This is a genomic window from Coleofasciculus sp. G1-WW12-02, from assembly GCF_040219735.1.
Classification (GTDB): domain Bacteria; phylum Cyanobacteriota; class Cyanobacteriia; order Cyanobacteriales; family Coleofasciculaceae; genus Coleofasciculus.
In genome coordinates this window covers 108,629-121,731 of record NZ_JAVJRX010000034.1, presented here as the reverse complement: position 1 = coordinate 121,731, position 13,103 = coordinate 108,629, and the positions used below count along the sequence as shown (strand labels likewise).

Annotated in this window: 10 protein-coding genes and 1 pseudogene; 6 read left to right on the top strand and 5 right to left on the bottom strand. The window is 47.3% G+C overall.

Going from position 1 to position 13,103, the window contains the following annotated elements; all coding sequences use genetic code 11:
- Window positions 1-275: 275 nt before the first annotated feature.
- The 4 genes from RID09_RS05140 to RID09_RS05125 form a co-directional block, all read right to left on the bottom strand.
- Window positions 276-1,262, bottom strand: a complete 987-nt coding sequence (locus RID09_RS05140; protein WP_446334930.1) for an RNA polymerase sigma factor, RpoD/SigA family — start codon at window positions 1,260-1,262, stop codon at window positions 276-278.
- 859 nt (window positions 1,263-2,121) lie between these two features.
- Window positions 2,122-2,760 (bottom strand): pentapeptide repeat-containing protein, encoded by a 639-nt coding sequence (locus RID09_RS05135; RefSeq protein ID WP_446334870.1) that lies wholly within the window; start codon window positions 2,758-2,760, stop codon window positions 2,122-2,124.
- A 24-nt stretch (window positions 2,761-2,784) separates the two neighbouring features.
- The gene (locus tag RID09_RS05130) at window positions 2,785-4,170 is read right to left on the bottom strand and encodes a DICT sensory domain-containing protein (protein ID WP_446334929.1); all 1,386 of its coding nucleotides are present in this window, start codon (window positions 4,168-4,170) and stop codon (window positions 2,785-2,787) included.
- A 171-nt stretch (window positions 4,171-4,341) separates the two neighbouring features.
- Window positions 4,342-5,925, bottom strand: coding sequence for a photosystem II high light acclimation radical SAM protein (locus tag RID09_RS05125; protein WP_446334928.1), 1,584 nt, complete (start codon window positions 5,923-5,925; stop codon window positions 4,342-4,344).
- A gap of 479 nt (window positions 5,926-6,404) precedes the next feature.
- Here RID09_RS05125 and RID09_RS05120 point away from each other — a divergent pair, with 479 nt between their 5' ends.
- The 6 genes and pseudogenes from RID09_RS05120 to psb34 all read left to right on the top strand — a co-directional run bounded on the left by RID09_RS05120 (window position 6,405) and on the right by psb34 (window position 12,086).
- Entirely contained in the window at window positions 6,405-6,794 is a 390-nt protein-coding gene (locus tag RID09_RS05120; protein ID WP_446334869.1) for a DUF1830 domain-containing protein, read from the top strand.
- Window positions 6,795-7,279: 485 nt separating this feature from the next.
- Window positions 7,280-8,450 (top strand): annotated as a pseudogene (locus RID09_RS05115) (RRXRR domain-containing protein).
- A gap of 116 nt (window positions 8,451-8,566) precedes the next feature.
- Window positions 8,567-9,001 carry a DUF4079 domain-containing protein gene (locus tag RID09_RS05110; protein WP_446334868.1) on the top strand — a complete coding sequence of 145 codons (435 nt, stop codon included), beginning with the start codon at window positions 8,567-8,569 and terminating at the stop codon, window positions 8,999-9,001.
- Window positions 9,002-9,302: 301 nt separating this feature from the next.
- Window positions 9,303-9,650, top strand: a complete 348-nt coding sequence (locus RID09_RS05105; RefSeq protein ID WP_446334867.1) for a hypothetical protein — start codon at window positions 9,303-9,305, stop codon at window positions 9,648-9,650.
- A gap of 57 nt (window positions 9,651-9,707) precedes the next feature.
- On the top strand, window positions 9,708-11,651 hold the full coding sequence (gene thiO, locus RID09_RS05100) for a glycine oxidase ThiO (protein WP_446334866.1): 1,944 nt from the start codon (window positions 9,708-9,710) through the stop codon (window positions 11,649-11,651).
- Between the two features lie 255 nt (window positions 11,652-11,906).
- Window positions 11,907-12,086 carry a photosystem II assembly protein Psb34 gene (psb34, locus tag RID09_RS05095; RefSeq protein ID WP_446334865.1) on the top strand — a complete coding sequence of 60 codons (180 nt, stop codon included), beginning with the start codon at window positions 11,907-11,909 and terminating at the stop codon, window positions 12,084-12,086.
- 138 nt (window positions 12,087-12,224) lie between these two features.
- Here the strand turns inward: psb34 and RID09_RS05090 are convergent, their stop codons facing one another.
- Complete coding sequence (locus tag RID09_RS05090; RefSeq protein WP_446334864.1) at window positions 12,225-13,022, bottom strand: tetratricopeptide repeat protein; 798 nt, start codon at window positions 13,020-13,022, stop codon at window positions 12,225-12,227.
- Between the last annotated feature and the right edge of the window lie 81 nt (window positions 13,023-13,103).

The following is a 13,103-nucleotide window of genomic DNA, read 5'->3' as shown; positions in this document are numbered from 1 at the left end:
ATGGTTTTTTGTACTTTGATAGAGGTCTTCATCACCCTTAAGTTAAAAATAACGGATTATCCGCCAGTGACGATTCCCTCAAAGGAATGAAAACTCACTCACTCTTCAGTTGGGTTTATACAGTTGACACGCCAATTTCAGAGGCTTCAATCGCTAGTCCTGGTATTGCCTAAAAAATTAATATTTTTTTACAAAAAAGTGGTAGGGGTTTGGTTACCAAACCCCTACAGTCGCCGAATGAGGCTCAGGTAAGACAGCGCAAATCTCAACGAACCCTAACTCGCTATATATTCCCGCACATTCCCATGGCGTCGTCTTAGCTGGGCTAAAGCTTGATGCTCTAACTGGCGTACCCGTTCGCGACTGAGATTGAGCCTCTGTCCGACTTTTGCCAAAGACAGTTCATTCCCATCTTCTAAGCCAAAGCGGAGTGCCAAGACTTCCCGTTGTTGGGGGGTTAATTCTGCCAGGAGATTATCTAAATCTTGGCGCAGGGATTCCTGAGTTGTGTAATGAACCGGCGTCGGACCACTATCTTCTAAGAGGTCAGATAATTCTGTATCTTGGTTATCACCCACTCGCACATCCAGGGATACGGGTTGACGGGCAATGCTCAAATACTCGCGAATCTGGGCAGGTTCTAACTCTAACTCCTGACCAATCTCAGCCGGTGTCGCGTTACGACCTAATCTCTGAGACAGTTCTCGTTGAACTTTCTTAATCTTATTCAACTTTTCGGTAATGTGAATCGGTAACCGAATAGCGCGGGCTTGCTGGGCGATGGCGCGGGTGATTGCCTGACGAATCCACCAGTAAGCATAAGTGGAAAACTTATAACCTCGCGTTGGGTCAAATTTCTCCACCCCTCGCTCTAATCCCAGGGTACCTTCCTGAATCAAGTCCAGGAATTCCATGTTACGCTTCTGATACTTTTTCGCGATCGCAACTACTAGGCGCAGATTTGCTTCAATCATCTTGCGCTTAGCTCGCGTTCCCTGGTTTATAATTTTCTTGAGGGCTGATTCTTCTAAATTAACGTGTTCTGCCCACTCCTGTATCGTCGGTTCGCGCTGCATCGTTTCCGCTAAAGCATCTTTTGCCTCCAACAGCGGCATCATCTGCTGCACTTGCTTACCATAGACAATTTCTTGCTCATGGGTCAGTAGTGGCACGCGACCGATTTCATGCAGATACGTGCGAACCATATCTGCCGAAAATGTGGGCTGCTTGGTCGTTTTGGATTTGGTGTTAACAGTGGGCATCTGTGAGTAGTGACTCCGTAAACGAGCAATAAATCTGTCGCGGATTTTGACCTCAAAAGCAAAAGCTATAGCCATCTCTCACTTTGAGGATATGTGCGCGAAGCGGTGGTTTACATCTACTAAAAGATGTATAGACTCCTACCTGTATTGACTTGAGTAGGAGATCTAACCGTAGACAGGAGTTAAAGCGATTGACTCAGTAAATTGTCTCTTCGTTGATTCTGCGGCGTTTCCCAGCTTACTAACTCTGGGCTAGGAACAGGGGCGAATGCGAAGTCAGTATGAGTTTGCCTTAACTCTATAGTATTACACCTTTAGACGACGGTAAAGAGGTAAAGGTTCAACATTTCGGAAAAATGATCTGGGTGTCGCATCTGCTACTTCTCCTCCTGATACCGCAAAGGTCTAACCGATTGACATTCTCTCCTAATTACTATGATCACCTAAAACGCCGAGAAACGGATAGAGTTAATCGGGGAAATAACCGAACTGATTCGGGTATAGATATCCTCCCAATCCCTTATTCTGGCACGATACCTTTTTCGTGATTCGGGGACTGTTGAGGACGTACTGTTGAGGACGCGAGAAGGTGATCCAGGAAAGATTCCCAGGAGATTAAACGCCGCTAAATTTATTTCATCTTTTTTCCCTATTCTCCCAATCACTCCAATACCAAATTCTCCCCCACCCTGTCCAGATGGAAGAGGTTTTTTGGCGCAACTTGATAAGCATTGATAATAGCAGGAGTGAGCGCTAAATCCAAGCCTTTATGTCAGAATATTATCATTTTTCCTTTGTCATTTGTCCAATGTATCCCTTTTGTTCTCAGGACAATAACCCCGGATTCTCAGGTAACACTCTAGGAACTACTTTCCAGAGACGTTCCCAGCAAGCAAGCTCGCTCCAACTTCACACCACTTATATTGGCGTCATCAAGTTCAGCACAAAGCAAATTTGCCCCCGTCAAATTAGCCCCCGCCAGATTCGCCCCACGCAAATCCGCTTCCTCACAATTGGCGTCACACAAGCTAGCGCCCTGTAAATCCGCCTGCGATAAATCCGCCCCCTTGAGATTAGCACTGTTGAGATTCGCCCCCCGCAGATCAGCCCCTCGGAAATCAACGCCCTGGAGGTTGACACCCATCAGATTCGCACCACTCAAAAATGCTCCCGCAAACGATACCTGTGCCAAGTTAGCGCCCATTAAATTCGCACCTCGGAGATTGCTCCCGCGCAAATCAGCCCCAGCCAAATTCGCTTGCATCAGATTAGCGCCCAAACAATTTGCCCGCACGTCAGCAGACACCAGTTGAGCGCACAGCAGCTTAGCGCCATCGAGACGGGCACCATTGAGATTTGCTCTCGACAAATTCGTACCCACCAGACTAGCGCCCGCCAAATTAATCTGTTCAAGTTGACCCCCAGACAAATCTTCGTCATCTAGATTAGCGCCTGAGAGTTGCTTGATTTTTCCAGCCCGAATTGCTTCGATTTCCATCAATTTTCCTGAGTGACTTAAACCTTAAGACGAAACATTAAATTCTGCTTCCTGAGCGGCATAGGAATCAAGCAACCACATCCCTGCTGCTATTTTAGGTTGATTCACCTGTAAACTCATACCCTGTTGCATGCCCACCACCAATAGTTCTAGAGCCTCAAGCAGTTTGGGGTCAAATACTGTACCCGCTGACGCCTTACAGTCATTGAGCGCTTGTGCCAAAGGAGTCTCTCGGGATTGATAGTCCTTCAGCCGCTGTTGAAATGTTGTAATCAGCGCTAAAATTCTCGACTCCAAGGGAATTGCATCATAAGCCAAACCATCAGGTTGTCCTGAGCCATCCCAATGTTCTGTTTGGTGGGTGATAATGTGAGCAATTGCCTGTAATTGGGGCATGACCCGCAAAACAGAGGACTTAGGCATCGCCTCTTGTTGAGCTACCGCCTGTTGCTGCACCGTGGATTTTGTCGGTTCCAGCGTATCCTCTACTCCTTGTAAGGGGGCGAGGCGATGCAGCCATCCCGCTAATCGCAGCCGTTTGATTTGCCACGCGGGTAGATCAAGCAATTGACCCATCGCTTCACAAAGGGTTGCCACTTCCGCCGCCGCCATGGGATTGGTTACATCCGCTTGATCAATGAGCTGTGCCATCCGCAAAAATGCCTGCACCTTATTAGACAATAGATTATTATCTAAGTCTTGCTCGGAAAGGGGCAATGTCTGAAGTTGCTCATCCTCAGCTTGGTATAAATCTTGTTCAAAGCGTTCTAGATAATCGACGACGCGATACACAACCTGCCCAATATCATCGCGTTTTTTGCTACCATTGGCAGCCGTAATCTGTTGCGCTTGTTCGGTTAGGCTTTTTTGTAAGGATTGATCATAACCACCAATGTGTGAGATCGCCAACTCAATCGTTTCCCGAACCAGTTCCGGCTCAAATGTCCAGAACCCATAAAACTTGCGCTCCCGATCCTCTTGGGGTTGTCCTTTACTGCCATAATCAGCGGCGGATAACTCTTGACATAAGACCATTGCCGTGTATGTCTCCGACATGATGATCAAATGCCACTCTTGAGCCACTGGATCAGAGGGTTCTAAATCCACGAGCGTCACATTGGATCGCTGGCTGGTGGGATGTTCAGCAAAACTGGTATCCCCTGTCGCCATAATCACCACTTGAGACGAGTGTTCCGCCAAATCGTTATAGCGTTCTGCCTCTTGCAGATACCATTTCCCCTGTTGAAACGCCGCAATCAACAGAGGTTTTCCCTCTGACTCTAAAATAAAGTCTTCCAAAGCATGACACAGAGCAATCAGGGTGTTTTTGTGATAAACGCCAAAATTCAGCGGTCGCTTACCACCGCGATGAGCTGTGTCTAACTTTTGTAATATCGAACCTTGCAGCATGATCAAACCTTGTCTGAGGGGTTCAGGGGAAAGGGGGAGCGTGTAGAGACGTGCCATGGCACGTCTGGGAGCAGGGGAGAATTTTAACCGATGATTTTATGTTAATTATGATACATTTTAGGGTTGAATTTCTCCAAGCTGTTCTAGTTGACGATAAACGGATAGAATCAACTACCCCGCTGTAACCAGTTGTTTAGGCGGCGTCTTAGCTGGGGCGGCAATCGGAGCCGCTAAAGCGTCCTCCAAATCCGCACACCCCAAACGTTCCTCTAAAATTTTCATCACTTCGCGACCAAAATCATCGGGATTTTGCCGCCAAGCTTGCAGACAAACTTCACCAAAGAAAGAGCCTAATGGTTCGGGATTCCAGAGTAGCTTTTTCGCTGTCCAGGGCATTAAACTCATTGGATCATAGTCTTTTTGGATAATATTATGCTCAAAGGCATAGGCTTCCAAATGAGTATGGGGTTGCAGTCCGATAAAGAAGATAGCAGGTTCTACCTTATCAGCACCAAAGATTCGCTCTAACTCCCGGTGATAGGCAATGGTTTGGCGAATGGTGTCCGGTCGCTCATCTATTACATTAAAGGAATAGTTGACCGAAACCAAGTCATTAAACCCCGCCGCTTTCAAATCGCGACAATTTTGTAGCACGGTGCGGAGGTTATATCCCATCCGCATCTTACGCACTAATTCCTGGGAACCACTGGTAATGCCGATTTCAAAGTAGTTCATCCCGGTTTTCACCATCAAGTCGCACAATTCGGGGGTGAGATTATCCGCCCGAATATACGCCGCCCAGTGAATATCCCTCATTCCAGAGTCGAGAATTTTCTGCAACAGTTCCGCCGCATCGTCAATAAACTTCCGCGCTGGGATAAACTGAGCATCGGTAAACCAGAAGTTGCGGATACCTCGGTCATAAAGCTGGCGCATTTCGGCGACAACTTCATCAGCGGGATTGATCCGTACCTGTTTGCCTTCGACGACGGTGTAGATGCAGTAGCAGCAGTTGTGGGGACAACCACGTTTAGTTTGCACGCCGATATAAAAATCACTCTCTTGAAAATAATAATCAAAAGCCGACCAGATACTTTGGATATAGTCGTAGTTACAGGCGGTTTTTTCTAGGGGAGTTGGGTTCTCATGAATCATGCGATCGCGCGGCTGAGTCTCACCCACCACATAACAGCGCTCATCGGCAAAGGATTCACCCCGCAGGAGTTTCTCTAATAGGGTTTCACCTTCACCCACGGAGACAATTGTCCCTTTGGGTAATTTATTCTTCAGTTGTTCATAAAATACGCTAACCGCACCCCCGCCGACAATCAGACGTGCCTCTGGGTTATAGTTACGGGCGCGTTTAAGTCCCCGACGAATCAGCCCTAAGTTACGCCACAGTTCATTATAATAAGCGGCGGCTAAACGTAATCCACCGATCGCCCCGCGTACCTTGACAAAAGGGTTACTGGCATAGTAGAACTCAAAGGCATTTTGTAAGGGGTTCCCCCCCCTACCGCCAACTGGCGCATAAATTTGAATATCGCGCCAGGAGAATACCAAAAGCGTCGGTTGAAATTCGTCAATACAAGCATCAAGCGATCGGGAAAAATCCAGGGGAGGTACGGTGCCTAAGTCAAAGATGCGCTGTTTTACCTCTGGGAAGAGTTTGTGAACGTGATCGGCTAAATAAACAACCCCAATCGGGAAAATCGGGTTGCAGGGTAGGCGAACATAAAGAATTTTTTCTGACATTGTAAATTTCATCTGGGGTAAATCGGCTTTTATGAATACGGTTGGCTGTCTTGAACTTGGCATGTATCCAGTGCAATTTGGCTGAAAACCCCGTGGACGCGGACGCTTAAGTCATCATCGACCGGGGTGAGGACACAGCCCCAACCCAGCTTTCTCAGATATTTGATTTCTTTTTCACATAACTTAACTTTACTCTAACAAGATTGCCCTGTGACCTCAAGGGTATGGTATTTTTTTCATGGAGTTCATATCGGGGAGTCTAAGGGAGGTAACCTAAGCAATATTACCTAAAATGACCCAATTTAGGGTCTCAACCCAAGGGATGGGACAAACTAACCATTTAGCTGCGATCGCGTCAGTGCAATTGGCAAGAAAGAAGTTAAATTGGTAGTCGGATTTACAGCAGGCACGGGATCGCAAGTGCTAAGTTAGGTGAAGTAATAAGAAGCACGATTCATTTAGTACCTCACTCAGCAGTTATGACTCAGATACTTGATCCCCTACCTTGTGATAATCAAACTCACATTCTCTGTTGCTACGTAAACGCCACGAGTCAGATTCAAATTGCTCGGATTACAAATATTCCCAATTGGTATTTTGAGCGCGTGGTTTTTCCGGGACAGCGCTTAGTCTTTGAAGCCCTACCGCAGGCGCTACTGGAGATTCACACAGGCATGATGGCAAGTGCGATTCTCTCGGATACCGTACCCTGCACTCGCTTACAGGTCGATCAAGAAGTTAATCCGGCGTCGTCCTCTGACGCTAAAGCCGTTGTACCACCTGCGGATGATAATAAGCTTAGTGAAGAAACAATTCGTCATAATAGCCCCGCAAGCGAAGCACGTTTGGCTGTGGCAACAGCTAGCTGATCCGGCGATAGATTCCCCACGTCTGACCCGACAGGCAGCGTGGGATGAATATTCCCGAGAAAACGCCGGAAGCGTCATCGTAGGATTACGACCCAGGAAGCCTACACCATACAGGACGCAGATAGTGTAAGAGGATGTCACCTAGATAAAAAAGCCATTTAAAAACATCAAAGAGGTTGTTCAGTTCAACAACCCTAAACTAGCTATCGCTTGAGTCTAGGGATTGTCGGACAAACGACAATTTAAACCGTTGAATACCGCATAGAGTTTCGGTTTGGCACAGACTCTCGGATACTTCCCTAGTCCGAGTTATCTCTAAGACTTTTTGTCGGGTCGCTATTTAGTTAGGACATCTTAACCGAGATGGCGGGAAGGGACATAGTGGTCAGTGAACAGTGAACAGTGAACAGTGAACAGTGATCGATGACTGATAACTGATAACTGATAACTGATAACTGATAACTTAACTCGTGAGGATTATCTCCATGTTACGAGTACCAGTTCTATCAAAATCAGGTAAACCTTTAATGCCAACTAAAGCTAGTCGTGCTAGACGTTGGTTAAAAGCAGGCAAAGCCAAGGTGGTGCATAACGATTTAGAATGTTTTGCTATTCAGTTAACTTTTGAAACAGGAGAGGACACTCAGCCGATAGCCATAGGTATAGATCCTGGGAAATTTTACTCAGGAATTGGAGTTCAATCAAGCTTGTCTACTCTGTGGATGGCTCACTTAGTTTTACCATTTAAAACGGTTAAAGAACGAATGCAATTGCGGCGCATTATGCGCCTTTGCAGACGGGGAAAGCGGATCAATCGAAAGTTACCATACTCTGAGCGTTGCCACCGTCAAGCAAGGTTCAATAATCGTAAGCAAGCCAAACTACCTCCCTCAATTCGAGCTAACAAGCAGCTAGAGTTACGGGTAGTTAAAGAGTTGTTTAAGCTGTTTCCCGTTAGCGCCATTCACTATGAGTTGGTTATGGCTGATGTGGATAAAACCAGTGGTCGCAAGTCTGCCCGATCTGGTGTTGGTTTCTCTCCGGTGATGGTGGGAACCACGAAAATGCTTACGTGGCTATCTGAGCTAGCTCCAGTTATAACTCATCAGGGATGGCAAAAAAACGGCAATGGAACTAGCCAGCTTAGACAGTGGTTAGGATTAACCAAAGACAAAAAAAACAAACCTAATCAAACACCAGTAACACACGCCGTTGATGGTGTAACTTTAGCCGCGTTCGAGTTCATACAATCAATGGCGAGAGTGGCATTCTCGCAACGCCAAGCACGGCAACTGGGAAGGTTGGGTTCAGGTTACACCTGCACCGTTTGCGGTAGTCCGTAGACCGCCTGTTAGTCGCAGACAATTACACCTGTGTGTTCCATCCAAGGGCGGCAAACGACGTAAGTATGGCGGTACGGTTACTCGTCATAACTTTAGGAAGGGAGACAAGGTTATAGCCGAAAAAGCTGGAAAGATTTATATAGGCTGGTGTTCTGGAGACACCAAAACTCAAGTTTCAGTTAGTGACGTTAATTGGAAAAGACTAGGGCAATTTACTGCCAGAAAAGTCCAGTTGTTGCAGCAAAGCACGGGGTTAATCGTCGTGCCTTCACCTGGACTGTCAAACCTTACCACTCAATGTGGCACGGTTTGACCTCTATTCCTCCCCACATGGCTTCGCTGAATGTGGGGTCTCACGAGGTTAGCGATGAGCAACCTCTTACGCTAGGATTGGGGACGGTAAATAGGCTGAATTTGAGGCATCAATTTGTGAATCTGCCCGACTTTATCTGGTTGTGGAAAATAGCGGCTTGGTCAATGGGCTTGTCCCTAGCGGCTTATTTGCTGTTGGCGGTGACGGGCAGTGTTCTGTTCTCGAAACGCCACTCTCAACGCCCAAGACCTAAATGGTTGCGACCATTACATTACATCATCGGTTGGCTAATGGTCACTCTGGTCTTGCTGCTCCTGGCAATTGGTTTAGTTGGTACAATTGGTCATTATGGCAATCTGGGGCATTCTGGACACTTGATTGCCGGGTTATCTGTCGTGGCGCTGGTTGCGGTGTCCGCCGGCAGTTCCACCCAAATCAGTCCCCAAAAGCCTTGGGCGCGGGCTGTTCATCTGGGAACCAATATTGCCTTATTCCTAGGATTTGCCTGGGTGTCCTATTCCGGGTGGCAGGTGGTGCAGAAATATTTGTAGGGGACGTTTTGATCCTTGGCAACCCTCGATGAACCTGGTTTTGAGTGATAGCTGCCCCCTTTAGGACAACAGAGGGCTATATAATAATTATGAAGGCGTTAGCTTTTTCAACTACCTCACCGTTTAGACGGCAGGGATTGCTCAGGGCTTGCCTTGATGGGGAACGTTTTCAATGCGTGGCGAAATCAGCATGATTAAGACTTATGGTGATCAAAAAAGTAAGTTAAAAAACTATCTATTATAAGCTCTAGTTATTGCCAAGCCGAGCAAACGCCACATAGATTAGATGGATTGAGAAGAAATGAACAAATTAATTGGATTAATTATCATCGCAGCCGCTCTAGTGGGAGCCGCTTTAGGTTGGCAGGGAGTATCCCTTCCTTTTTTTGGAGAACTCTTTGGGGGAGACAATCCCACGGCTAACCAAATTGAGTCAGATCCAGACACGACAGACAACCAAGCAGCAACACAACAACCAGGCAATCAGCCAACTCAGCCAGTATCCCAAGCTCCCACAACGATTAGAAGCGTCCCGCAAGCTCAAAATAATCAGGGTACAGCCCAAGCTCCTCAAACAACAATGGGTCAAGCGGATACAGGCGCGGGTGAAGCGACTGAGGATTCCGAACCGGTTACGGCTCTCTGGTAAAGTTGTTGACAAAATCTGTATGGACTGGCTAGGGCGCGTCTCAATTTTTATCTTCTAATGAACTTTTGCAGTGATATTTTAATTGTGGGCGGTGGCGTCATTGGTTTAGCACTCGCCCTAGAATTGAAGTGGCGGGGGGCGACAGTCACGGTATTAACCCGCGACTTTAAAGCCGCATCGACTCTAGCCGCCGCTGGTATGTTAGCCCCTGATGCGGAAGCCATTCCTGAGCCTCCAATGCGGGAATTATGTCGGCGATCGCGATCGCTCTACTCTCAATGGTGTACCAAACTCGAACAACTTACTGGTGTGGCGACAGGGTACTTGCCCTGCGGGATTCTCGCCCCAGTCTATGAAGAGATTTCAGCTTCTCACCCTAAAGTTGGCAACTGGTTAGATAAAAATACGATTCATTTATATCAACCCGGTTTAGGGGCAGATGTGATTGGTGGCTGGTGGTATCCCGAAGATGGACAAGTCGATAACCGCTCATTGGCGCAAGCCCTGCGATTAGCGGCTCAAGAATTAGGGATTGACCTGCGCGAAGGGGTAACCGTCGAGGCAATTGAGCAGCACAATCGTCGTGTTTGTGGCGTTAGAACCTCGATCGGGGAATTTCAGGCTGATCATTATGTATTAGCAACGGGGGCTTGGTCAAAGGAACTGCTACCTATACCCGTGTATCCAAAAAAAGGTCAGATGCTGTCGGTACAAATGCCAGCCAATCCCCATCAGCCCTTACCCCTGCAACGGGTGATCTATGGACCGGATACCTACTTAGTTCCGCGTCGGGATGGGCGGTTACTGATTGGTGCAACGAGTGAGGATGTGGGATGGCAACCTGATAATACACCATCGGGAATTCACACCTTGCTCTCACGGGCAATACGGTTATATCCGCCCCTACAGGATTGGTCAATTCAGGAATGCTGGTGGGGATTTCGACCGGCAACTCCAGATGAATGTCCGATTCTGGGAGTTAGCCCTTGTGAAAATTTAACATTAGCGACAGGACATTACCGCAATGGCATTCTCCTCGCCCCGGTGACAGCACAGCTACTGGCAGACTGGATCGAAAGGCAAAGGGTTGATCCGCTCTTAGACCATTTTCGTTACGATCGCTTTTATCATCAATCCTGCTCAAATTTAATGATTAGTTCTCCCATTACTCCCCTATCTCCCCAGAACACCTCAGTTACAGAACCCGCGACATCTGACCCGTTAATTATTGCCGGTCGAACATTTCACTCCCGTCTCATGACCGGTACAGGGAAATATAGCAGCATTGAACAAATGCAGCAGGGTATTATGGCGAGTGGGAGTGAGATTGTCACAGTAGCGGTGCGGCGGGTGCAAACCCAAGCCCCGGGTCATGAAGGATTAGCCGAGGCGCTGGATTGGACGAAAATCTGGATGTTACCCAACACCGCAGGCTGTAAAACCGCAGAGGAAGCCGTGCGAGTGGCGCGGTTAGGTCGGGAAATGGCAAAGTTATTGGGGCAAGAGGATAATAATTTTGTCAAGTTAGAAGTTATTCCAGACGCGAAATATTTATTACCAGACCCGATTGGTACTTTGGAAGCCGCTGAGAAATTGGTGAAAGAGGGGTTTGCCGTTCTGCCTTACATTAATGCCGACCCCATGTTAGCTAAACGATTGGAAGAGGTGGGGTGTGTCACGGTAATGCCCTTGGGTTCCCCCATTGGTTCAGGACAAGGGATTAAAACGGCGGCAAATATCCAAATTATTATCGAAGAGGCGGGAGTTCCTGTGGTCGTGGATGCGGGAATTGGATCACCAAGCGAAGCGGCGCAAGCCATGGAGATGGGGGCAGATGCTTTACTCGTCAATAGTGCGATCGCACTAGCTAAAAATCCCGTGGCGATGGGGAAAGCCATGGGTATGGCGACTCAAGCCGGACGTTTGGCTTATCTGGCGGGGCGGATTCCGATTAAAAGTTATGCTAGTGCGAGTTCACCATTGACGGGGACGATTAATTAAGACTGTCTTATGTCCTTTGTCAGGTTTGAGGATTGCTTCGTGAACCTGTCGGTGGCGACTATACCCACCAATTAACCCTGACGACGGGAGAAATTCACCCGTTGGCATTTCCTGATGTAACGATTTCCGTGCAACGGTTATTAGAGGGCTAGAACCGCTTTTTAGCGACTATAAAAATTTCTTATCCAAACAGGAGAGTATTTATACTGAGAGTTTGTTACAATTCTATAAGATGAGTAAAAAAGGTTATCATTCATGCCCTATACCACAGAAGAAGGCGGACGTTTAAATAACTTTGCCCGTGAACCCAAAGTTTACCAAGCGGAACCCCCAAGCAAAACAGAGCAGCGCAACTATGTATTCTTGGGAATTGCCGCTCTAGTTTTAGTCAGTGGATTGATGTTCGTCGCTGTCTCTGTATCAAGCGTTAGCTAATCTTTACGCTTCCCTCAATCGGGAACACCCCTGTTAATCCAGCGATTTTGGACTAACAATGAAGTGAAATCTGATCAAGGATTGAGCTAAAAATTAGTTCGATTTAGCATAACTTACCAAAATCAGTAGGATCAGGGGTTAGTTTCCCCCTCCCATCACTTGCAGCGCATTCATAACACTTTCATAACTATCTGATCTGCCTTGTTCTTGAAAAAGTTCAGCCGCTTTTTGCAAGTCAGCAGTAGCTGCATCGATATTCTCCAATTTGAATTGAGTCAGCCCCCGATTGTAATAAGCTTCAGCAAAGGTGGGTTGCAGTTCAATCGATTGAGTATAGTCCGCGATCGCGTCTTTATATTGTTCTAAGCGATTGTGCGTTAGCCCCCGATTATAGTAAGTGCGGGCATTTTCGGGGTCGATATCCAGCGCTTTGGCGTAATCGTTGAGAGCTGCTTCAGCATCGCCCAACTCATCATACGCATTCCCGCGACTAATATAGGCGGTGTCATTTTCCGGATCAATTTCAATCGCCTTGGTGAAATCCGCGATCGCTTTCTGGTAGTCCCGGCGCACAAAATGGGTATAACCTCGGTTACTATAAGCTTGACTAAAATCGGGATTTAACTTAATCGCCTGGGTATAGTCATAAATGGCGCCGTCGTAATTACCGAGACTATGATAAGCGTAGCCCCGATTATAATAGGCATCTGCGTCTTCGGGGTTAAGTTGTAAAGCATCGGCGAAGTCAGAAATTGCACCAGCATAATCACCCTTTTCCAGTTTATCAACACCTCGGTTATACAGTTGCACGGCACTCAACTGCTCTGAGGAAGCTTGCACAACCCTGATTGGCTCTTGGGCGCGAACCGCTTCAGAGAAACCCGTCAGGACAGTCACCAGTCCTAAAATGGTCAGTATTCGATAGGTTGGGTTCATGGTGTTTTCGTTTTCCTGCAATCTTAATCAGGTTAGCTTTAGAGTTTTATAGACGCCGACGCAAACCTCCCCAAAGAGGTT

Bases quoted from the DNA above. Each gene is read 5' to 3' on its own strand.
- RID09_RS05120 (WP_446334869.1), top strand. From the start codon at position 6,405: ATGACTCAGATACTTGATCCCCTACCTTGTGATAATCAAACTCACATT.
- RID09_RS05090 (WP_446334864.1), bottom strand. From the start codon at position 13,022: ATGAACCCAACCTATCGAATACTGACCATTTTAGGACTGGTGACTGTC.
- psb34 (WP_446334865.1), top strand. From the start codon at position 11,907: ATGCCCTATACCACAGAAGAAGGCGGACGTTTAAATAACTTTGCCCGT.
- RID09_RS05125 (WP_446334928.1), bottom strand. From the start codon at position 5,925: ATGTCAGAAAAAATTCTTTATGTTCGCCTACCCTGCAACCCGATTTTC.
- RID09_RS05135 (WP_446334870.1), bottom strand. From the start codon at position 2,760: ATGGAAATCGAAGCAATTCGGGCTGGAAAAATCAAGCAACTCTCAGGC.
- RID09_RS05105 (WP_446334867.1), top strand. From the start codon at position 9,303: ATGAACAAATTAATTGGATTAATTATCATCGCAGCCGCTCTAGTGGGA.
- thiO (WP_446334866.1), top strand. From the start codon at position 9,708: ATGAACTTTTGCAGTGATATTTTAATTGTGGGCGGTGGCGTCATTGGT.
- RID09_RS05130 (WP_446334929.1), bottom strand. From the start codon at position 4,170: ATGCTGCAAGGTTCGATATTACAAAAGTTAGACACAGCTCATCGCGGT.
- RID09_RS05140 (WP_446334930.1), bottom strand. From the start codon at position 1,262: ATGCCCACTGTTAACACCAAATCCAAAACGACCAAGCAGCCCACATTT.